Source organism: Pseudomonas sp. ANT_J28 (assembly GCF_008370005.1).
Taxonomy (GTDB): Bacteria; Pseudomonadota; Gammaproteobacteria; order Pseudomonadales; family Pseudomonadaceae; genus Aquipseudomonas; species Aquipseudomonas frigoris.
Genome location: NZ_VOBM01000026.1, coordinates 1 through 21,211, shown reverse-complemented (window position 1 = coordinate 21,211; position 21,211 = coordinate 1). Strand labels below are relative to the sequence as shown.

At 59.4% G+C, this 21,211-nt stretch carries 19 protein-coding genes and 1 pseudogene; 9 read left to right on the top strand and 11 right to left on the bottom strand.

Annotated elements, in window-relative coordinates:
* Positions 1-6: 6 nt before the first annotated feature.
* A complete protein-coding gene (locus tag FQ187_RS18660; RefSeq protein WP_149630606.1) occupies positions 7-1,080 on the bottom strand; it encodes a sensor domain-containing diguanylate cyclase in 1,074 nt (357 codons plus the stop codon).
* 185 nt (positions 1,081-1,265) lie between these two features.
* Between FQ187_RS18660 and FQ187_RS18655 the strand changes: the two genes are divergently transcribed.
* Entirely contained in the window at positions 1,266-1,604 is a 339-nt protein-coding gene (locus tag FQ187_RS18655; RefSeq protein ID WP_149630605.1) for an FKBP-type peptidyl-prolyl cis-trans isomerase, read from the top strand.
* A 92-nt stretch (positions 1,605-1,696) separates the two neighbouring features.
* Here the strand turns inward: FQ187_RS18655 and FQ187_RS29995 are convergent, their stop codons facing one another.
* Positions 1,697-1,867 carry a hypothetical protein gene (locus FQ187_RS29995; RefSeq protein WP_178122735.1) on the bottom strand — a complete coding sequence of 57 codons (171 nt, stop codon included), beginning with the start codon at positions 1,865-1,867 and terminating at the stop codon, positions 1,697-1,699.
* Between the two features lie 349 nt (positions 1,868-2,216).
* Here FQ187_RS29995 and FQ187_RS18650 point away from each other — a divergent pair.
* Positions 2,217-2,588 (top strand): annotated as a pseudogene (locus tag FQ187_RS18650) (MEKHLA domain-containing protein); the annotation flags it as partial.
* Positions 2,589-2,723: 135 nt separating this feature from the next.
* On the opposite strand, the gene FQ187_RS18645 reads toward FQ187_RS18650, so the two are convergent.
* Positions 2,724-3,845 (bottom strand): cytochrome P450, encoded by a 1,122-nt coding sequence (locus FQ187_RS18645; protein WP_149630603.1) that lies wholly within the window; start codon positions 3,843-3,845, stop codon positions 2,724-2,726.
* Positions 3,846-3,927: 82 nt separating this feature from the next.
* On the opposite strand from FQ187_RS18645, the gene FQ187_RS18640 reads away from it, so the two are divergent.
* A complete protein-coding gene (locus FQ187_RS18640) occupies positions 3,928-4,692 on the top strand; it encodes a helix-turn-helix transcriptional regulator (RefSeq protein ID WP_149630602.1) in 765 nt (254 codons plus the stop codon).
* Here the strand turns inward: FQ187_RS18640 and FQ187_RS18635 are convergent.
* Complete coding sequence (locus tag FQ187_RS18635) at positions 4,689-5,297, bottom strand: LysE family translocator (protein ID WP_149630601.1); 609 nt, start codon at positions 5,295-5,297, stop codon at positions 4,689-4,691. The two genes, FQ187_RS18640 and FQ187_RS18635, sit on opposite strands and share 4 nt — an antisense overlap.
* 105 nt (positions 5,298-5,402) lie before the next feature.
* On the opposite strand from FQ187_RS18635, the gene FQ187_RS18630 reads away from it, so the two are divergent.
* Positions 5,403-6,347: a LysR substrate-binding domain-containing protein gene (locus FQ187_RS18630; protein WP_149630600.1), complete on the top strand. Its 945-nt coding sequence runs from the start codon at positions 5,403-5,405 to the stop codon at positions 6,345-6,347.
* On the opposite strand, the gene FQ187_RS18625 is transcribed toward FQ187_RS18630, so the two are convergent.
* The 6 genes from FQ187_RS18625 to FQ187_RS18600 form a co-directional block, all read right to left on the bottom strand.
* Positions 6,332-6,859 carry a serine acetyltransferase gene (locus tag FQ187_RS18625; protein WP_149630599.1) on the bottom strand — a complete coding sequence of 176 codons (528 nt, stop codon included), beginning with the start codon at positions 6,857-6,859 and terminating at the stop codon, positions 6,332-6,334. The genes FQ187_RS18630 and FQ187_RS18625 overlap by 16 nt on opposite strands.
* A gap of 163 nt (positions 6,860-7,022) precedes the next feature.
* Entirely contained in the window at positions 7,023-8,042 is a 1,020-nt protein-coding gene (locus tag FQ187_RS18620; protein WP_149630598.1) for a branched-chain amino acid aminotransferase, read from the bottom strand.
* 159 nt (positions 8,043-8,201) lie between these two features.
* Positions 8,202-9,584: a dihydrolipoyl dehydrogenase gene (gene lpdA, locus FQ187_RS18615; RefSeq protein WP_149630597.1), complete on the bottom strand. Its 1,383-nt coding sequence runs from the start codon at positions 9,582-9,584 to the stop codon at positions 8,202-8,204.
* A 17-nt stretch (positions 9,585-9,601) separates the two neighbouring features.
* A complete protein-coding gene (locus FQ187_RS18610; RefSeq protein WP_149630596.1) occupies positions 9,602-10,873 on the bottom strand; it encodes a dihydrolipoamide acetyltransferase family protein in 1,272 nt (423 codons plus the stop codon).
* Positions 10,874-11,932, bottom strand: a complete 1,059-nt coding sequence (locus FQ187_RS18605) for an alpha-ketoacid dehydrogenase subunit beta (protein ID WP_033054499.1) — start codon at positions 11,930-11,932, stop codon at positions 10,874-10,876. It abuts the gene before it with no gap.
* A gap of 1 nt (position 11,933) precedes the next feature.
* Positions 11,934-13,169: a 3-methyl-2-oxobutanoate dehydrogenase (2-methylpropanoyl-transferring) subunit alpha gene (locus tag FQ187_RS18600; protein WP_149630595.1), complete on the bottom strand. Its 1,236-nt coding sequence runs from the start codon at positions 13,167-13,169 to the stop codon at positions 11,934-11,936.
* Between the two features lie 185 nt (positions 13,170-13,354).
* Between FQ187_RS18600 and bkdR the strand changes: the two genes are divergently transcribed.
* Entirely contained in the window at positions 13,355-13,843 is a 489-nt protein-coding gene (gene bkdR, locus FQ187_RS18595) for a Bkd operon transcriptional regulator BkdR (RefSeq protein ID WP_008005367.1), read from the top strand.
* 110 nt (positions 13,844-13,953) lie between these two features.
* On the opposite strand, the gene FQ187_RS18590 is transcribed toward bkdR, so the two are convergent.
* Positions 13,954-14,817, bottom strand: a complete 864-nt coding sequence (locus tag FQ187_RS18590) for an MBL fold metallo-hydrolase (RefSeq protein ID WP_149630594.1) — start codon at positions 14,815-14,817, stop codon at positions 13,954-13,956.
* A 160-nt stretch (positions 14,818-14,977) separates the two neighbouring features.
* On the opposite strand from FQ187_RS18590, the gene FQ187_RS18585 reads away from it, so the two are divergent.
* The 4 genes from FQ187_RS18585 to nahK all read left to right on the top strand — a co-directional run bounded on the left by FQ187_RS18585 (position 14,978) and on the right by nahK (position 21,060).
* Positions 14,978-15,784 carry a sulfite exporter TauE/SafE family protein gene (locus FQ187_RS18585; protein WP_149630593.1) on the top strand — a complete coding sequence of 269 codons (807 nt, stop codon included), beginning with the start codon at positions 14,978-14,980 and terminating at the stop codon, positions 15,782-15,784.
* Between the two features lie 209 nt (positions 15,785-15,993).
* A complete protein-coding gene (locus tag FQ187_RS18580; RefSeq protein WP_149630592.1) occupies positions 15,994-17,178 on the top strand; it encodes a porin in 1,185 nt (394 codons plus the stop codon).
* A 155-nt stretch (positions 17,179-17,333) separates the two neighbouring features.
* Positions 17,334-18,497: a nitric oxide-sensing protein NosP gene (nosP, locus tag FQ187_RS18575; RefSeq protein ID WP_149630591.1), complete on the top strand. Its 1,164-nt coding sequence runs from the start codon at positions 17,334-17,336 to the stop codon at positions 18,495-18,497.
* A complete protein-coding gene (gene nahK / locus FQ187_RS18570) occupies positions 18,466-21,060 on the top strand; it encodes a hybrid sensor histidine kinase/response regulator NahK/ErcS' (protein WP_149630661.1) in 2,595 nt (864 codons plus the stop codon). Before nosP ends, nahK begins: the two co-directional genes overlap by 32 nt.
* Positions 21,061-21,211: the final 151 nt, after the last annotated feature.

Sequence of the window (21,211 nt, the reverse complement as noted above, 5' to 3'; positions counted from 1 at the left end):
GAAGGGCTATTCGCTGTGAGCGCGTACGGGGCTTTCAGTGCCCAACCGATACTGATTATTCCCACTGCGCTTCGCCTCATACATCGCCAGATCCGCAATATGAATCAACCGGTCCATGCTCGGCGCATGGTCCGGGAACACCGCGACCCCCAGGCTGGTGCCGATGTGTCGTTGATCATTACCGATGGTCACCGGTGGCGACAGTTCGACGAAGATTTTCTGGCAGATGCTGCGGGCTTCGTCTTGCAGGCTGTTGCCCTGGGACAGGCCTTGAAGGATGACCACAAACTCGTCGCCACCGATCCGGGCGACGGTATCGGTTGAACGCAGGATTTTCTTCAGGCGCGTGGCGGTGGTGATCAGTACCCGGTCGCCGGCGGCATGGCCGTAATGGTCGTTGATTGCCTTGAAACCATTGAGGTCGACAAACACCAGCGCAACCCTGGTGGCGCTGATGCGCGCCTGTTCCAACGCCTCGGACAGACGCTCCTCGAGCACCAGGCGATTGGGCAGACCGGTCAGCGGGTCGAAGTGCGCCAGGTGTTGCAGGTAGCTGGCGGAGGCTTTTTCCTCGGTGATATCGCGTACCACGCCCATCATCTTGATCGTTGCATCGTGGTCGTTCTTGACCACATTGCCGGTTTCCCGAAGCCAGCGGATCGTGCCATCGGGCCAGACCACCCGGTATTCCTCGTCATGGTTGTCGCCGGTTTCCAGGCAACGCAATTCCCCGGCCCGGACTTTGGCCCGGTCATCCGGATGAACACATGAGCAAAACAGCGCGTAGGAGGGCGTTACTTCGTCGATCTTGAAGCCAAACATGCCGTAGATCGCGTCCGACCAGTAGAGCTTGTCAGTGTCGACATCCCAGTCCCACGTGCCGATACGGGCGAAGTACTGGCTGCGCTTGAAGCGTTCGACGTCACCGTCCTGACGGATGTTTTGTCCGTCAGTCAGGCTGGTGATCAGCACGCGATACTCGGCCAGCTGCTTTTGCAGCGAGCGCTCTCGACAGATCAACGCGATGATCAGGGCAAGCATCACTGAGCCGATGGTTGCGCTGGTCCATACCAGACTCATTCAGGTGTTGCCGTCATGGCGGGTTGATCCGTACGGGTAGGTGTTGCATATCTTAGTTCACGGCCACTGAGGGAAACAGGTTTAAACCCCTCGCCAGGCGATCGGAATGGTTGCCAATCGACTGCAAATCTGGGAAAACGGCGCCCATCAGGCCTTTCGGGCGAACGAACACACGAGTGCATGCAATGAATGACGAGCTTCAGGTAATCGACATCCAGGTGGGCGACGGCAAAGCCGCCGTCAAAGGCGCACTGATCACCACGCAGTACCGTGGCTGGCTGGAAGACGGTACCGAGTTCGATTCTTCCTACAGCCGTGGTAAGCCTTTTCAGTGCGTGATCGGCACTGGTCGGGTGATCAAAGGGTGGGATCAGGGGATTATGGGCATGCAGGTCGGTGGCAAGCGCAAGCTGTGGGTGCCTGCGCATTTGGCCTATGGCGAGCGGACGATGGGGGGCATTCCCCCCCATTCGAATTTGATTTTTGAGATTGAATTGCTGGAAGTGCTGACACGTGATGATTGATTAGTGTATGAGCTGAAATGACAAAAACCGCCCTACCTGCTCTCAGAGAGGGCGATTTTTTTTGGAGCATTGATCAGGTCACCACGCCACGGTCATTCAGGTGAATGCGTCGATGTCGTCAAGGTCTCACTTGCGAGGTACTTGAGGCAGGTGTTCTGAGCCCAGGTTCTGTCCTGTTCATTCAGGCCGATGGAAACCAATGCGGCAATAACGTCCGCTTCTTCATTGCTAGCAAGAAGCCTCGTCGCTTCCTCGTGGCTCATTGATGGATCCTGGTAGAGAAGGCCCACTTTTTTATCCTGGAACATTGCCCTTGTTATCGACTTTTTTAGCTTTAATCAGAGCGTTTTTCATATCTTGGTGAAAACTCAGGATTGCATCCTATGGCTGTAGGACGAGTCTGAAACTCGTCCTGTTGTTACAAATGCACGTGTTTCTCTCAATAGGAAAATCAATCGAGAGAAGTGAGTGGCTGGAAGTACTGACCCGCGACGATTAACCGCTAGGGCTGAAAGGTCTCCCGATAGGCATAGAGGCCCGGTGTTCCACCGGTCATCGAACAGCACGTCGTCCCCGGAACGGTAGCGTCCTTGTCTGAGATCGGCCCGACCTGAGCGCTTGCACTGGTTGCACGCGCACGCGCATTACAGCCTGCTGGCCCACGGCCCTGAAGCCGATCCTTGCTTCTTCTACGCCAACGAACAAACGCTGGCCTGTTTCAAATACCCTCGCTCGCAATTCCTCGGCATGCCATCACGGTTCAGCGCTTCGCCACTGGACCGAGCCATTCGCCAGACGTTGCTGGAGCAGGTCACGGCCAACGGGATTGCTCATGGCTACAGCGGTTATCGGGTGGATCGGAATGGCAATGCCTTCATGATTCATGAAGGCAAAGTCTGGACGCTGATCGATCAGCACGGTGAGCATCGGGGACAGGCGGCACTGTTCTGGCCGGATGCAGCGCGTGTTGGTCGGGTTGATTGATTTGGATGTAGCCTGCTGGGCACAAAGGAAATGAAGCATCGTTTGTCAGGCCGCCTTCGCGGGCAAGCCTCGCTCCTACATTCGGTCGCGTTCTCCTCTGAGCGAGGCTTGCCCGCGAAGAATGATGACGCGCTCTTATGGCAAATCGCTAAAGAGCGGAATCCGCCCGTTCAGGGAGGGTCGGTAGTGCCAGGTCAGGTGATCCAAAGCAGGTTGCATAGCGAGAATCTCCCTCAACGTAGCGCTGGCAATGCTCAGGGCGAATGTCTGCCCCGGACATTGATGCCGACCCGCACCAAAGGTGAAGCTGCGCCGGTCTGGACGATCAAGAAGAAAGACGTCGGGATGGTCATTGAGCTGCGGATCACGATTGGCCGAAGCCAACAGCACTAGAATCACGTCGCCGGGATTGAGGTTTACACCGTCGATTACACAAGGCGCCGCGACAAACCGGCGGGTGTTCTGCACCGACGGGTCGAAGCGCTGAACTTCAGCGATCAAGTCGTCAACGGGTGCCGATTCGCTGTGCACCGACGGGTTTCGAATCAACGCCAACAGCGCATTGCCGATCAGCCCGGCGGTGGCTTCATAGGTCTGGGAGAACAGCCCGATCAGGTTGGCGATCAACGTCTCAGAGTCGCCAGAGGTTGCCGCGAAGCGCTGGCGTATCCCGGCGAGCAGGGTGCTCTGATTGTTCGGGTCATCCAGCAACTCAACGAAATAGCCGCTCAAGTGTTCCGCCGCAACGTGCGCTGCATCCCGTTGCGCCTGATCGCCAAGGGCCGACAGGCACGCGACGAAGTCCTCCGTTAGCTCGCTGATTGCCCGGCCCTGAGCAGGGGAAAACCCGAGCAGCGCAGCTACCACGCACACCGGCCCGCGAAACATCGCGTTGTACAATCCATCGGCGCCGGGAGTGATCAGACGAGCGCCAACCAGCACATTGACTTCATCGACATCAATCAACGCCAGCTCCGGTTGAATCGCCGACCTCGGGCAACGCTGCCGTTCGCCCTCATTCATCCGCATCAACTGACCAAAGACCTTGCCGGCCATCCCGCCAACAATCGCCTTGGGCACCGGTTCGTGGGACGGCCGGACATGACAGTCAGGATGCGCCAGCACGGCCGCAACGGCTCGGGCGCTACTCGCCACCCACACTTTCAGTTCTTGGTGGAAAACCAGCCCGCCCTCCGCGCGCAGTTGCGCGTAATAGGGATAAGGATCGGCGTGAGTCGCAGCGATGATCGGGTCCATGGGTCGCAGCCTTGTTCGTGGTTGGAAAAGTGTTGCTACTATCTCCAGTCCGAAAGGGCCTTGATTCGTCCGGGAACGAAATATGAACGTAGAACAGCACGACATCGGTGTTTCTCAGGTGGCCGCGGCGATCGCGGAACCGGCCCGGACGAAAATCCTCTGTTCGCTAATGGACGGCCACGCCCGCACCAGCACCGAGTTGGCGGCGATTGCCGAAGTCAGCGCCTCCACCGCCAGCGCGCACCTGGCCAAACTCAAGGAATTGGCGCTGGTGCGGCTGCACGTGCAGGGCCGGCATCGCTATTACAGCCTGACGGACAAGCGCGTCGCCCAAGCGCTGGAAGCGTTGATGGTGATCGGCCAGAACGCTGCGCCGACCTTCAACCCGCGCACCCCGGATCGCCTGCAATTCGCCCGCACGTGCTACGACCACATGGCCGGCACGTTGGCAGTGTTGCTGCATGACCGGATGATCGAAGCGGGGTGGCTGCTGGAAACCGATGAACAGGTCTATCAGCTGAGCGACAGCGGCGAGGCGCTGTTTGAAGGGTTGGGTATCGAGGTCAAGGACTTGAGCACGCAGCGCCGCCGCTTCGCCTGCCCATGCCTGGACTGGAGCATGCGTCGGCCGCATCTGGGCGGTTCGTTGGGGGCGGCGTTGTTGCAAACGGCGATCAAGCGCAAATGGGTGACTCAGGACCTGGACAGTCGCGCGCTGGCGTTGACCGCGAACGGGCGAAAGGAACTCAGCAGCCGGTTTGCCGTTGAACTGCCGGTTCAGGTATCGACAGCACAATCCGCATTCACCGAGACCCGGCGTCGCGCGAACGCCAGTTCTGCGCCTTAGCGACTGGCCGAGGCCATCAGCACGCCGAAACCGGCGAAGGTCACGCCCGAGACTTTCGCCGCCAGCCAGGAACCCTTCGGGCTGGATAACCAGCCTTTGGCAACATTGGCGAGCAACGCATAGCTGCCATGCACGAGGATCACCAGTACGCCATAGGAGGCGACCAGTTTGAAAAACTGGGTGGAGAAGTGCGCTGAGGTGTCGATGAATTGCGGGAACACCGCCAGAAAGAAAAACACTGCCTTGGGGTTCAAAAACTGGATCGAAGCCGCCTCAAGGAAGCGGTAGCCCGGACTTGATGGGCGCGTTTCAAGCCGCGTGCTGAAACCATCCGAACGCCAGCTTTTGTAACCCAGGTACAACAAATAGGCGGCCCCTGCGTATTTCAACGCCGTAAAGGCGTTGGCGGAGGTGCTGAGGATCAGGCCGACACTGGTGGCGCTGATGGCGGCGACGATAAACGCACCCGACGCGATCCCCAGAATGCCCGGCACGGCCCCCGTCCAGCCGTGGCGCACCGCGTTGGACAGGGTCAGCACCACGCCAGGCCCTGGACTCAAAATGGTCAGGGTGGCAAACAGTAGAAAAAGTCCGTAGCTGTTCATGTCTTGCTCCGTCAGGTGGCGTTGGCTGCGTGCGGGCAGAGTGGCGGGGCGCCGTGAGCGTGACAAACGCTTTAATTGCGGTGCATATGTGACTAAATTAGACGCATGATAAATCCACTACCGCCGCTTAATGCTGTTCGCGCCTTCGCCGTTGCTGCTCGCCATCAGAGTTTCAGCCTGGCGGCCGAGGAGCTGCATGTCAGTCACAGTGCCGTCAGCCGGCATATCAAATTGCTTGAGGAGCACCTGGGTGTGCTGCTGTTCGAGCGGCGTATCCGTCAATCGGTGCTGACGCCGGCCGGCCAGCGCTTTTATGAGCAGGTCAGCGCCGGGCTGGAACAGATCGCCAACGCCGCGGCTGTGCTCAAGCAACATGCCTCGCTGCCGACCGTGAAGATCAATGTCCGTCCATCCTTTGCCATGCTTTGGCTAGCGCCCAGACTGGCGGATTTCATTGCGCAGCAACCGGACATCAAACCGCAAGTGATTACCCAAACCCAGGCACCCGATCATGCGCGCGACGGGTTCGACATCGTCATTCGCCGTGGTCGTGACGACTGGGCGCCGGCGATTGAGGCGCGAGCCCTCTTCGAAGACGAACTGTTGCTGGTCGCGGCACCCTCGCTGATCGAGCGTCTGGCCCTTGAAGACCTCGCGTCCCTGAGCCAGCACACGTTACTGACCGCCAAGGCGCGTCGCGAAGATTGGCACAACTGGGCCCTGCATTTTGATCAAGGCCAGTCAGCCACTCAGGTCACCCGGCAGTTTGATCACATGCACTTGGTGCTTGAGGCCACCGTGGATGGACAGGGCATTGCCTTGTGCCCGACCTCTTTGCTGGGCACCCACCTCTCGAGCGGTCGCCTGATCTGCCCGTTGCCCGAATTGCGAATGCCGTTGCCGCGTTATTACTACGGTGTTGCGCCGGACGTGACGGTGCAGACACGGGTGTTTGTGGAGTGGTTGTTTGCCCGCATTGCTCAGGATGAGCACACACCAGGGCAAGACCGGGACACCCTCCAGAGACCTCACGATTATCTGGCGTTATAAAAAGTTGCGCCTTCAGGGATGTTTTTATTAACGAAGGACATGGCCCCGATAGTAACGTTATCACCAATTGAGAGGGTGTCCGCGATGATGCAACTATTTGCCCCAACACTTACGTTATCGCCGATCTTGAGGTCATATTCAGGTAACCCCATGGTTTTTATGCCAATGGTGGTATTTTGACGGATAAAGAAATTTCGGCCGATCTGAACATGGCCAGTGATGACGACCCCAGGCAAATGGCCGATACGAAAGCCGGGCCCTATCTTCGCATCAATACTTATTTCAACCCCGTACTTTAGATTGATCTTCCTTTCCAATCGTTTCGCATAAACGCGGAACAAACCTTTTCGAGCATTTAAATACTGCGCAAGTCTAAATAAAAACAAGTACCTAAGCGTGTTGTTCTTTCTGGTTCGTTTAAGAATGTTGGTTATCAGGCCGATGTGACTTCCGGGTTTTTTCTTGTTTGAAACTTCCGATTTCCAATGCGTCGTCAAAGTTTCTAAATTCACGGCGCAGCCCCTAGCCTTACGGCTCTGAAAAATGGGCTAGTTTAACAAGTGAGCTATGGAATGGGTACGAACCCTGAATAGCCATTCTTTTTGCAATAAAAAACCCACCCACCGGCAAAGCGATGGATGGGCTATGTGCCGCTTGGGGTCAGGCCCCGTCAAATCAAACCTTGACGATCCAGCCCGCTGGCGCTTCGATGTCGCCGGTCTGTACGCCCGTCAGCTCTTTGTAGAGCTTCTGGGTGACCGGGCCGACTTCGGTTTCGCTGTGGAACACGTGCAGTTTGTCGTTGTAGCTGATGCCGCCGATCGGTGTGATCACCGCAGCAGTACCGCAAGCGCCGGCTTCCTTGAAGTCGGACAGCTTGTCGATGAATACGTCGCCTTCGACCACTTCAAGGCCCAGACGCGATTTTGCCAGCTCGATCAACGACAGACGGGTGATGCCCGGCAGGACCGACGGCGAGTTCGGGGTCACGAACTTGTTGTCGTGGGTGATGCCGAAGAAGTTGGCCGAACCGACTTCTTCGATTTTCGTGTGGGTCATCGGGTCCAGGTAGATGCAGTCGGCGAAGTGGGCTTTCTTGGCCTGGGAACCTGGCATCAGGCTGGCCGCGTAGTTACCACCGACCTTGGCTGCACCGGTGCCTTGTGGGGCGGCGCGGTCGTAGCTGGAGATCAGGAAGTTGTGCGGGGTCAGGCCGCCCTTGAAGTAGGCACCGACCGGAATGGCGAATATCGAGAAGATGAACTCGGGGGCGGTACGCACGCCGATGTTGTCACCCACGCCGATCACGAACGGACGCAGGTACAGCGCGCCGCCGGTGCCGTAAGGCGGGATGAAACGCTCGTTGGCGCGGACCACTTCCTTGCAGGCTTCGATGAACTGCTCGGTTTCCACGAACGGCATCAGCAGGCGTGCGCAGCTGCGCTGCATGCGCAGGGCGTTCTGGTCCGGGCGGAACAGGTTGATCGAGCCGTCCTTGCAACGATAGGCCTTCATGCCTTCGAAGCATTGCTGGCCATAGTGAAGGGCAGTGGAACCTTCGCTGATGTGCAGCACATTGTCTTCGGTCAGGGTGCCTTTGTCCCACTCGCCATTACGCCAGTGCGACAGATAGCGCTTGTCTGTCTTGATGTAGTCAAAACCCAACTTGTCCCAATTGATGCTTTCGTTACCCATGACACCCTCTATCACTTAACAACCGCCGAAACGGTTCAAGGCTTCTGACGTTTTTCTGGATGGGGACAACAATACTTCATTCCGGGCCTAAATCGCAGCCCGGAATGCGTTCCTTTGATCGTTCTCGCGCGGAGCATGGGAACGATCAGTGTGAGTCAGTTAGAGGTGCAGCGCGTGACCAAGCGCACGCAACGCCGCTTCCTGTACCGCTTCGCCGAGCGTCGGGTGCGCGTGGATGGTGCCGGCAATGTCTTCCAGTCGGGCGCCCATTTCCAGGCTCTGACCGAACGCCGTCGACAATTCCGACACGCCCACACCGACCGCCTGCCAGCCGACAATCACATGATTGTCACGCCGCGCCACGACCCGCACGAAGCCGCTTTTCGATTCCAGCGTCATCGCCCGACCATTGGCCGCAAACGGGAAGCTGGAAACGATGCAGTCCAGACCAGCCGCCTTGACGTCGTCCGGGGTCTTGCCGACCACCACCAGTTCCGGGTCGGTAAAGCACACGGCGGCGATGGCGGTCGGGTTGAACTCACGGGATTTACCGCTGATCAGCTCGGCAACCATCTCGCCTTGAGCCATGGCCCGGTGCGCGAGCATCGGTTCGCCGCTCACGTCGCCGATGGCGTACACGTTGCGCATGCTGGTCTGGCAGCGGTTGTCGATCTTGATCGCCGAGCCGTTCATGTCCAGGTTCAAACCTTCGAGGTTCCAGCCTTGAGTGTTCGGTTTGCGGCCGACGGCCACCAGTACCTGATCGGTCTCAATGTTCAGGGTGTCGCCATTCGGGTCAAGAACGTGCAGTGTATTGCTAACAGAATCAAAGCCTTGGACGCTGTGCTTCAAGTAAAGCTTTATGCCAAGTTTTTTCAGTTCGTCATGCACAGGCTGCGTCAGTTCGGCGTCGTAGGCCGGCAGGATGCGATCCTGAGCCTCGACCACGCTGACCTCGGCGCCGAGCTTGCGATAGGCAATCCCCAACTCGAGACCGATGTAACCGCCACCGACCACAATCAGCCGTTTCGGCACGGAGGTCGGCGCCAGGGCTTCGGTGGAGGAGATGATCGGCCCGCCAATCGGCAGCATTGGCAGGTTCACACTTTTCGAACCGGTGGCCAGCACCAGATGCTCGCACTGAATACGCGTGTCGCCGACTTCTACGGTTTTACCATCAATGACTTTCGCAAAACCTTGAATAACCTGGATTTTGTTCTTCTTCAGCAGCGCCGAAACGCCCGTGGTCAGGCGATCAACGATGCCGTCCTTCCACTCGACACTCTTGCTGATATCGAGCGTCGGCGCCGACACGCTGATGCCCAGCGCCGAATGCTGGCTGTGGTGTTGCGTCTGGTGAAACTGTTCGGCGACGTGGATCAACGCCTTGGACGGAATGCAGCCGATGTTCAGGCAAGTGCCGCCCAGGGATTCGCCTTCAACCAGAATGGTCGAGATGCCCAGCTGGCCGGCACGGATCGCCGTCACATAGCCGCCAGGGCCGCCACCGATGATCAGCAGCGTGGTGTTCAAAGTTTGCATGCCTGCTCCACTAATAATCAGTCCACAAACAGGGTGGCGGGTTGTTCGAGCAAGCCACGAATGGCCTGGATGAATTGCGCCGCGTCCATGCCATCGACCACGCGGTGATCGAAGGAACTGGAGAGGTTCATCATCTTGCGAATCACGATCTGGCCTTTGACGACCATCGGGCGTTCGACGATTTTGTTGACGCCCACGATCGCCACTTCCGGCAGGTTCAGCACCGGGGTGCTCACGATGCCGCCCAAGGCGCCGAGGCTGGTCAGGGTGATGGTCGAACCGGACAATTCATCGCGGCTGGCCTTGCCATTACGGGCAGCGGTAGCGAGGCGAGAAATTTCCTGAGCGCTGTCCCACAAGCTGCGGGTTCCGGCGTGACGCACTACCGGCACCATCAAACCGATGTCGGCTTGTGTGGCGACGCCGACATGCACCGCGCCAAGACGCGTGATGACCTGGGCTTCGTCGTCGTAACGGGCGTTGATCTGCGGGAAGTCGCGCAGGGCAACAACCAGAGCGCGGACCAGAAACGGCAGCAAGGTCAGCTTGCCGCGGGTCGCGCCGTGTTTTTCGTTCAGATGAGCGCGCAGTTCTTCCACGGCGGTGACATCGATTTCTTCGACGTAACTGAAGTGAGCGGCGCGCTGAGTGGCATCCTGCATGCGCTGGGCAATCTTGCGGCGCATGCCGATGACCGGGATTTGTTCTTCGTCGTTACGCTGGGCGTAAGCGGCGGCAGCGGTGGATTGCGGCTGCTGACCCTGGGCCAGATAGGCGTCGAGGTCTTCGTGCAGCACCCGACCGGCAGGACCGGAGCCACGGACCAGACGCAACTGGATGCCGAGGTCCAACGCATGTTTGCGTACAGCCGGGGAGGCCAGCGGACGCTCATCAGCTTCGCGAGCGACCATCGGACCTTGGCATACGGCAGCTCGCGGCGCTGCAGCGGGAACCGGTTTGCTTTCAACAGCGGCTGCAACTTTCGGTGCCGCAACCGGCGCTTCTTTAACAGGTGCAGGCTGAGCCGACTCTTTAACGTTGCCCGCGCCTTCGACTTCAATGCTGATCAGGATGCTGCCAACCGCCATGACTTCGCCGGGCACACCGCCCAGCGCAATCACCTTGCCGTTCACCGGCGAAGGGATGTCGACCATCGCCTTGTCGGTCATGACATCGGCCAGTACCTGATCTTCGACGACCATGTCGCCGACTTTGACGTGCCATACCGACAATTCAACTTCTGCAATGCCTTCACCAATGTCCGGCATTTTAATAACGTGCGTGCCCATTCAGACCTCCATAACCCGATGCAAAGCCGCGCCCACTCGGGACGGACCAGGGAAATACGCCCACTCTTGTGCGTGCGGGTAGGGAGTGTCCCAACCGGTGACGCGTTCGATAGGCGCTTCCAGGTAGTGGAAGCAATGCTCTTGCACCAGGGCGACCAGTTCAGCGCCGAAACCGCAGGTGCGGGTCGCTTCGTGAACGATCACGCAACGGCCGGTTTTCTTCACCGACTTGACGATGGTGTCCAGGTCCAGCGGCCACAGGCTGCGCAGGTCGATGACTTCAGCGTCGATGCCGGTTTCTTCAGCCGCCACTTGCGACACGTAAACGGTGGTGCCGTACGTCAGGATGGTCACATCCTTGCCCGGACGGGTAATGGCGGCGACGTCCAGCGGCACGGTGTAGTAACCGTCCGGCACTTGCGCGGCCGGGTGTTTCGACCACGGGGTAACCGGGCGTTCGTGGTGACCGTCGAACGGGCCGTTGTACAGGCGTTTTGGCTCGAGGAAGATCACCGGGTCATCGTTTTCGATGGAGGCGATCAGCAAGCCTTTGGCGTCGTAAGGGTTGGACGGCATGACCGTGCGCAAACCGCAGACCTGGGTGAACATCGCTTCGATGCTCTGGCTGTGGGTCTGGCCGCCGTAGATGCCGCCGCCGCAAGGCATGCGCAGGGTCATCGGCGCGGTGAACTCGCCAGCCGAGCGATAACGCAGGCGGGCGGCTTCGGAAATGATCTGGTCCGACGCCGGGTAAACGTAATCGGCGAACTGGATCTCGGCAACCGGCCGCAGACCGTAAGCGCCCATGCCCACGGCGACGCCGACGATGCCGCTTTCGGAGATCGGCGCATCGAACACCCGGGAGGTGCCGTACTTGTTCTGCAGGCCTTCGGTGCAACGGAACACGCCGCCGAAGTAGCCGACGTCCTGGCCGAACACCACGACGTTGTCGTCACGCTCAAGCATCACATCCATGGCCGAGCGCAGGGCCTGGATCATGGTCATGGTGGTCGTGGTCATGGCGGTTTCCAGCTCGATTTTGTTGTTGTGGTCGTTCATGTCAGATCCCCAACTCTTGACGCTGGCGCTTCAAGTGCTCCGGCATCTCTTTGTAGACGTCTTCGAACATGGTCGCGGCGCTCGGAATCTGGCCGCCGGCGAGGGTGCCGTACTGTTCGGCTTCTTTCTGCGCGGCGATGACTTCGGCTTCCAGTTCAGCGCTGACGGCGGTGTGTTCCTCTTCGGACCAGTGACCGATCTTGATCAGGTGCTGCTTGAGGCGCGCAATCGGGTCGCCCAGCGGGAAGTAGCTCCAGTCATCGGCAGGACGGTACTTGGACGGATCATCGGAGGTGGAGTGCGGACCGGCGCGGTAGGTGACCCATTCGATCATGGTCGGGCCGAGGTTGCGGCGCGCGCGTTCGGCGGCCCAGGCAGAGGCGGCGTAGACCGCGACGAAATCGTTGCCATCAACCCGCAGGGAGGCAATGCCGCAGCCGACGCCACGACCGGCAAACGTGGTGGCTTCGCCGCCAGCAATTGCCTGGAAGGTGGAGATCGCCCACTGGTTGTTGACCACGTTGAGGATCACCGGCGCACGGTAAACGTGGGCGAAGGTGAGGGCGGTGTGGAAGTCGGATTCAGCAGTAGCGCCGTCGCCGATCCAGGCCGAGGCGATTTTGGTGTCGCCCTTGATCGCCGAGGCCATGCCCCAGCCCACGCCTTGTACGAATTGGGTGGCGAGGTTGCCGGAAATAGTGAAGAAGCCGAAGTCTTTGACCGAATACATGATCGGCAACTGGCGGCCCTTGAGCGGATCACGCTCGTTGGACAGCAGTTGGCAGATCAGGTCCACCAGCGGCACTTCGCGCGCCATCAGGATGCTTTGCTGGCGGTACGTCGGGAAGCACATGTCATCGACGTTCAGCGCCAGGGCCTGGCCGCTGCCGATGGCTTCTTCGCCAAGGCTCTGCATGTAGAACGACATTTTTTTCTGACGCTGGGCGACCACCATGCGGTTGTCATAGATCCGCGTCTTGAGCATGGCGCGCATGCCTTTACGCAGGATCTCGGCCGGCACGCCTTCAGCCCATGGACCGAGGGCATTGCCCTGGTCATCGAGCACGCGAATCAGGCCTTTGGCCAGGTCGGCGGTGTCGGCCGGTTCAACGTCGATTGGGGGTTTGCGCACCGTGCCGGCGTCGGTCAGACGCAGGTAGGAGAAGTCGGTTTTGCAGCCAGGACGGCCCGATGGTTCGGGAACGTGCAGTTGCAGCGGTTCGTACGCTTGGTTCATGGCTTCTACGCTCGATCTTGTGAATTTCTTGTAGTGAGCTGACCGTCATTCTTCGATAAAAGAATTCTTGTCCTACAACAATCATAGGCCGGGCCAAGAAGAATATTTCTCTCTGTTTCGTTGCGTTGGCGATCATTTGAGGATAAAAAATCTGCATAAACATAAAAAACAGGTGGTTTTGTCTCATGCGCAAACTGGACCGTACCGATATCGGCATTTTGAACAGCCTTCAGGAGAACGCGCGCATCACCAACGCCGACCTGGCACGCTCGGTCAATCTGTCGCCAACTCCGTGCTTCAACCGGGTCAAGGCGATGGAAGAATTGGGCCTGATTCGTGAGCAAGTGACGCTGTTGGATGCCGACCTGTTGGGGCTGCACGTGAATGTGTTCATTCATGTGAGCCTGGAGAAACAGGTGGAAGAAGCGCTGCAGCATTTTGAAGAGGCGATCTCGGATCGCCCGGAAGTGATGGAGTGCTATTTGATGGCCGGCGACCCGGACTATTTGATTCGGGTGCTGGTGCCGACCATTCAGTCGCTGGAGCGCTTCATGATGGACTTCCTCACCAAAGTCCCCGGCGTCGCCAACATCCGTTCGAGCTTTGCACTCAAGCAGGTGCGCTATAAAACCGCGCTGCCGTTGCCGGCGAATGGGTTAACCCTCAACAACTAAGCGAAACCCCTGTGGGAGCGAGCTTGCTCGCGATGGGGCCGGGCCAGTCGACATAGATGTTACCTGACACACCGTCATCGCGAGCAAGCTCGCTCCCACAGGTTTTGCGTTTACAGCTTGTTAATGGGGATTTTGAGGTAGGTCACGCCATTGCCCTCGGCCGGCGGCAAATTCCCCGCCCGCACATTCACCTGGATCGCCGGCAGCAACAGCGTCGGCATGCCCAGCCCCGCATCGCGCTGGGTGCGCATGGCGACGAACGCGGCTTCGTCGATGCCGTCATGAATGTGAATGTTGCATTTGCGCTGCTCGCCCACCGTGCTCATGCACTGAGGTTCGCGGTCTGCGGGCGGGTAATCGTGGCAGACATAAAGTCGAACGCTGGCAGGGAAGGCAAGCAGCTTGCGAATCGAAGCAAACATCTGGTTGGCGTTGCCGCCGGGAAAGTCGCAGCGAGCAGTGCCCACGTCCGGCATGAACAGCGTATCGCCCACCAGAATCACATCGCTGTCGATCAGATAGGCCATGTCCGCGGGCGTGTGGCCGGGAACATGCAGGGCCGTGGCCTTGAGGTTGCCGATCCTGAACGATTCGTCCGGCGCGAACAGATGGTCGAACTGCGAACCGTCACTGCGAAATCCCGGCTCAAGATTGAACAGGGACTTGAACACGTCCTGAACCTTGCTGATGGATTTGCCGATAGCAATCTTCCCGCCCAGTTCCCGACGCAGATACGGTGCGGCGGACAGGTGATCGGCATGGGCGTGGGTTTCCAGCAGCCATTGCACCTGCAACTGATGTTGGCGAACGAAGGCGATGATCTTGTCGGCCTGGGTGGTGCCGGTTCGCCCGGCGGCGGGGTCGTAGTCGAGCACCGGGTCGACGATCGCGCAGTGCCCGCCATCGTGTTCGTAGATCACGTAGCTGTAGGTCGACGAGGCAGGGTCTAAAAAAGCTTCAATCAAGGCGGGCATGGTGGCCGTTTCTTTCTGGACAAGTCATGAGGGTAGTTTCATTTCCCCCGCGCTGACCAGCCCGCATCAATTCAATTAATGAAAAAAGCTGCGCGGGCTCTATCCTGTCAGTCATCGATACCGGGCGCTCCCGGCTTTTTTTGCAGATCACGAGTGTTTTATGTTGCTGGCGAGTTTTTTTGGCGTGGTGATGGGGTTGGTCCTCGGTTTGACCGGGGCCGGTGGCGGGATTCTTGCGGTGCCGGCCTTGGTGCTGGGGCTGGGTTTGACCATGACCCAGGCTGCCCCGGTCGCACTTTTTGCGGTGGGCAGTGCGGCGGCTGTCGGCGCCATTGACGGGTTGCGCCATGGCCTGGTGCGCTACCGCGCAGCGTTGCTGATCGCCCTGCTGGGGGCGATTTTTTCGCCGATCGGCATCTACTTCGCCCATCAGTTGCCGGAAAAAATTCTGATGATCCTGTTCAGTCTGCTGATGGTCATGGTGGCTTGGCGGATGCTGCGTCGTGAGCGCCAGGACGAAGGTCCAAGCGACCACGGCCACGCCAACTGGGGCCAGAAGAACTGCATGCTCGATCAGCAGACCGGGCGCTTTTCCTGGACCGCCAAGTGCACCGCGACCCTCGCGGCACTGGGCGCGGTGACCGGTGTGGTCTCCGGGCTGCTCGGGGTGGGCGGCGGCTTCCTGATCGTTCCGGCGTTCAAGCAGCTGACCGATGTGCAGATGCGCGGAATCGTCGCCACTTCCTTGATGGTCATCAGCCTGATTTCCGCCATCGGCGTGATCGGCGCGTTTCAGGCCGGGGTGCGAATCGACGGTTTGGGCGTGGCGTTTATCGTTGCGAGCATTGTGGGCATGATCATTGGCCGAAGACTTTGCGCGCGAGTACCGGCCCGGGGATTGCAGATCGGCTTCGCCAGCATCTGTGTCGTGGTCGCCGCTTACATGCTGTTCAGAGCGGGCGTCTAGCAAGTACCGGTTCCTGTGGATGCCAGTCCGTTCCACAGGCGTACACCCTAAGGTCCGGGCCTCGTCGACGGACGGTCTTACACCGAACTTGCCGCCCATCACCTGCCACTCCAAAGCACTCTAAAACCGCCTCCAAGGCAGCGTATGACGCCGCCGGTCAGCTTTCGATAATCGCCTCCGACATCCAGTCCCCCGCTGCGGAGCGCGTCATGCACAACAATAAGAACATCAAGCATCGTTTCTTGCCTGCCTTCATCGCCAGCCTGTCGACCCTCGGTTTGAGCTCAATGGCCGAAGCCGAGATCGTGCTGTACGACAAGGACCAGACCACGTTCTCCACTGACGGCTACATCAATGCCTTCTATGTGAACAGCGATGTGGACCGAGCCGGTGACCAATTCGACCGGAAACAAGCGCGAGTCAAAATGGGTTTTCTGCCCAACTACCTGGGCTTCAACATGAGCAAGCAGGTCGATGACCTCAAGCTCGGCGCCCGGTCCTCCTTCTGGGTGACCATCAACGACAGCGAAACCAACGGCACCGATACCGCCATCGACGTGCGGCAGTTCTACGGCACCGTGGCGAACCCGGAGTGGGGCGAAGTGCTGATCGGCAAGGACTTCGGTCTGTTCGCCCGTTCCAACATTCTGCTGGATGAAATGCTCGCCGGTTACGGCCAGGTCAGCGATTCCCTGGGGCTGGTGGACGGTGGCGGGGTGTCGCTCGGCAACATCGGCACGGGTTATCCGTACCCGTTCCCGACGTCGCAGATCACCTACCGCACGCCGGTGATGGAGGGTTTGCGGGTGGCCGTGGGGATCATGGACCCGGTGGACACCAACGACAGCAGTCCGACAGGCAAGGCCTACCAGGAGAACCCGCGTACCGAGAGCGAGATCACCTATCAGTTCGACGTTGCCGGGGCGAAGATTTACAGCTGGGTCAACGGCAGCTACCAGACCTCCGACAATACCGATTCCACCGTCCAGTCCGTCACCTCCAAAGGCGTCGGCTACGGTGTGCAAGCGAAGATGGGTGGGCTGTCTCTCACCGGCTCCGGCTTCCAGGCCAAGGGCATCAACCCGTTCTTCACCAACAACGCCGGCGAACCGACCCTGCGCAACGTCGACAGTGACGGTTACCTGCTGCAGGGCTCCTACAAACTGGGCAAGAACCGGCTGGCCTTGTCTTACGGCAAGACCAACGACGACGGCAATGGCGTGGTCGGCAGCGGCGCGGACTACGAAACACGCGGCATTGCGCTGTTCCATGATGTCAACGACAACCTCAAGCTGGTGGCCGAGTACAACCAGTTCGCAATCAACGGCCACGACACCAATGCCCAGGACGAAGACACCGACACCTTTGCGGTGGGGGCGGTACTGACCTGGTAACTCTTGGGTGGCGAGTCTGGCTGCGCGCATCGCGGCGAGATTCGCCACCACTCTCATCCCATCGAAGCGGCTACCCGCTACCCAAGTAGCATACGTCGCAGCTCACAGGCTTCGTACACTCGTGCCTCATACATGCGCACCTGCGGGAGGTGACGATGCAGCAGGTCCAGAATGAAGGTGTGGTCAGTGCAATGTCCCAGGCCACCGATGCCCAGCAGGTGGCCCAGGAGCTGGCGCGACAACTGTTGCACCCGCACTTGGGCTTCGTGCTGTTCTTCTGTTCCGCCGAGTACGACTTGCAGGCGCTGGGCCAGGCCTTGCAACAAAGCTTCGGCGGAATTCGCCTGGTGGGTTGCACCAGCGCCGGGGAAATCACGCCCTTGGGCTACGGCCGTAATTGCGTGACCGCGGTGGGCTTCGACCATCGGCATTTTTCCATCGACGCCGAACTGATCTCCGAAATGGAGCGTTTCAGCCTGATCGACGCCCAGCAAATGGTCGAGCGACTGGTCGGTGGCTGTCGCAGCAACACCCTGGCGCCGATCAAAGGCAACAGTTTTGCCCTGACCTTGCTCGATGGCTTGTCCAGTCGTGAAGAAATGGTCCTCGCGGCCCTGAGCGCGGCGTTGGGCGACATTCCGCATTTTGGCGGTTCGGCCGGCGACGACAATTACCTGACCCACACCCACGTCTATTTTAATGGCGAGTTCCACAGCGGCGCGGCGGTGGTGGTGCTGGTCAACACCTGGCTCGACTTCGAAGTCTTCACCACCCACCACGTCCTGCCTCGGGCGGAAAAACTGGTGGTCACCGGGGCCGATAGCGCCTCGCGCCGGGTATTCGAACTCAACGCCGAACCCGCCGCCGAGGAGTACGCCCGGCACATCGGCGTGCCGGTGGCCGAGCTCGATCATCGGATCTTCGCCGCGCACCCTTTGGCCGTGCGGATCAACGATCAGTATTACGTACGGGCGATCCAGCAGGTTCATCCCGACCTGAGCCTGAGTTTCTACTGCGCGGTGGAAAACGGCATCGTCCTCACGGTCATGACGCCCGGCCCGATGCTGCCGAACCTGCAAACCCTGTTCGAAGGCTTGCAGGAGCGCCTCGGCGATCTGTTGCTGACCATCGGCTGCGACTGCTTTCTCAGGCGTCTGGAACTGGAAGACGGCGGCAGTCTGGAGCAGATCGGAACGTTTTTGCGTGACCAACGGGTGATGGGTTTCAACACCTACGGAGAACAGTTCAATGGCATGCACATCAACCAGACCTTCACCGGGGTTGCCATTGCCCGAGGCCGGTCCCCTGGGCACCGCTGAGCTTCAAGCACAGATCGCCAGCCTGCAGTGCGACAACCACAAACTGCAGCGCATCAATGGCGCGCTGATCGAGCGGATCGAGTCCGGCATCACCCGCGGCAACGACCCGTACGCGGCGTTCCAGCATTCGGTGGTGCTGGCCGAGCAGGTACGTGAGCGCACCGATGCCTTGAACCAGGCCATGGCCGAACTCAAGTCGGGCAATCACTTGCTCAGCGAGGCACGGCTGCGGGCGGAAACCGCGCATCAGCATTTGATCGATGCGATCGAGAGCATTTCCGATGCGTTTGTGCTGTTCGATGCGGACCAGCGGATCGTCTTGTTCAACAGCCGTTTCAAGGCGTTCTGGGGCAACAGCCGGGTGCGGATTAATGCCGGCATGCGCCTGGCCGAGGTCAAGCGGCTGATGTCCGCCACCGGGCTGTTCACTGAAGAGCCGCGCGGGCATGCCGACGAAAACCTGCTCTATCGCCTGCAGGACGGCCGCTGGTTGCAAGTCAGCGAAAGGCCCACCCAAGAAGGCGGACGGGTGATCCTGTTCACCGACATTACCGACGTCAAACTCAGCGAAACCGTGCGCCGCGAGCAAGCGGTGGCACAGAAATCCCATTTGTTGCAACGGGCGGTCGACAACCTGTCCCAAGGGGTGGCCATGGTTAACGCCGAGGGCATTCTGGAGCTGTGGAACCGGCGTTTCCTCGAACTGAGTGGCTTGGCGCCGGTGGCGGCTCATCGACCGTTTGCCGAAGTGATCGGCGACAGTGAGTTGAACCTGCTGACCCCGGCCAGTCGGGATCTAAACGGGCGGCACGTGCAGGAATGCGAGCAGCGCCTCTACGATGGCCGGGTTCTGGAAATCCGCACCCATCCATTGCCCACCGGCGGTTTCGTCAACACCTTCACCGACATTACCGAACGCTACCAACACGCCGAAGCGCTGAGCGAAAGCGAGCGCTGGATTCGCCTGATCACCGACCATGTGCCAGCGCTGATTGCCTACCTGAATGCCGATCTGGTCTACGAGTTCACCAACAAGGTGTATGAAGAATGGTACTGCTGGCCTCGGGGCGTGATGCTTGGTCAGAGCCTGCGCGAAGTCCACAGCGAACAGCATTACCAGCGCCTGGAAGCCTATGTGGCTCGGGCTTTGGCCGGTGAGAGCGTGACGTTCGAGTTCGCCGAAACCAACATCAACAACCAGGAGCGCTACATGCTGCGCTCCTACGTACCCAATCGCCTGGCCACCGGGGAAGTGGTGGGGATTTTCGTGTTGATCCGCGACATCACCGAACGCCGTCGCACCGCCGAAGCGCTGCACCAGGCCTATCAGAATCTAGAATTGCGGGTGCGCGAACGGACGGCGGAGCTGACCACGCTCAATGACCAGTTGCTGCGCGAGATCGACGAGCGTCGGCGGGCGGAATCTCGCCTGCGTGAAGCCAAGCTCGAAGCCGAACAGGCCAACCTGTCGAAGACCAAGTTTCTTGCTGCCGTCAGTCATGACCTGCTGCAACCGCTCAACGCCGCGCGGCTGTTTACCAGCGCGTTGCTCGAACGGCGGGAGCCGGTGGCCAATGCGATTTTGGTGCGCAATGTCAGCAACTCCCTGGAAGACGTGGAGAACCTGCTGGGTACGCTGGTCGACATCTCCAAGCTGGATGCCGGGGTGATCAAGGCCGACATTGCGCCGTTTGCCCTGAGCGAATTGCTGGAAAACCTTGCTGCCGAGTACACCCAAGTGGCTCGCAGCGAAGGTCTGGAGCTGCATTTCATTCCCTGTTCCGCACTGGTGCGCAGCGACATTCAGTTGCTGGCGCGGATTCTTCGAAATCTGTTGAGTAACGCCATTCGCTACACCTACACCGGTCGTGTGGTGCTCGGTTGCCGGCGTCATCACCAGCGCCTGTCGATCGAGGTCTGGGACAGTGGCATGGGCATCGCCGAAAACCGCCTCGAGGAGATTTTTCAGGAGTTCAAACGCGGTGATGTGCAGCGTCCAGATCAGGATCGCGGGTTAGGCCTGGGTCTGGCGATCGTGGAAAAGATTGCCGGGATTCTCGGTCACCGCATTCATGTGCGTTCGTGGCCGGGCAAGGGCTCGATGTTCTCGGTCGAAGTGCCGCTCAGCGCCACGGCACCCAAGACGCTGCCGAGTCTGCTGATGAGTGAACCGATGCTTGAACGTCTGCGTGGGGCGAGGGTGTGGGTGCTGGACAACGACGCGGCCATTTGCGCCGGCATGCGCACGTTGCTCGAAGGGTGGGGGTGTCTGGTGGTCACCGCGCTGTCGGAGCAGGACCTTGCGCGGCAAGTGGACAATTATCACGAAGAAGCAGACTTGCTGATTGCCGACTATCACCTGAATGACGATCAGAACGGCGTCGATGCCGTGGCCCGGATCAACGCCCGTCGCGGTTCGGCGATTCCGGCGATGATGATCACCGCTAATTACAGCAATGAACTCAAGCAACAGATTCGTGAATTGGGGCACACACTGATGCACAAACCGGTGCGGCCGATGAAGCTCAAGACGGCGATGAGCCATTTGCTCGGCAGACCTTGATTCTACTGGTGTCAGTGCTGGCCCCTTCGCGAGCAAGCCCGCTCCCACATCTATGGTTACCCCCTTTTCTGCAATACTGTTTTTGATGTCGTGTTTGGCTTGCTTTCATCTATCCGGCGTCTGAGTGGGGTTGTAGCCCCGCGCCTCGATG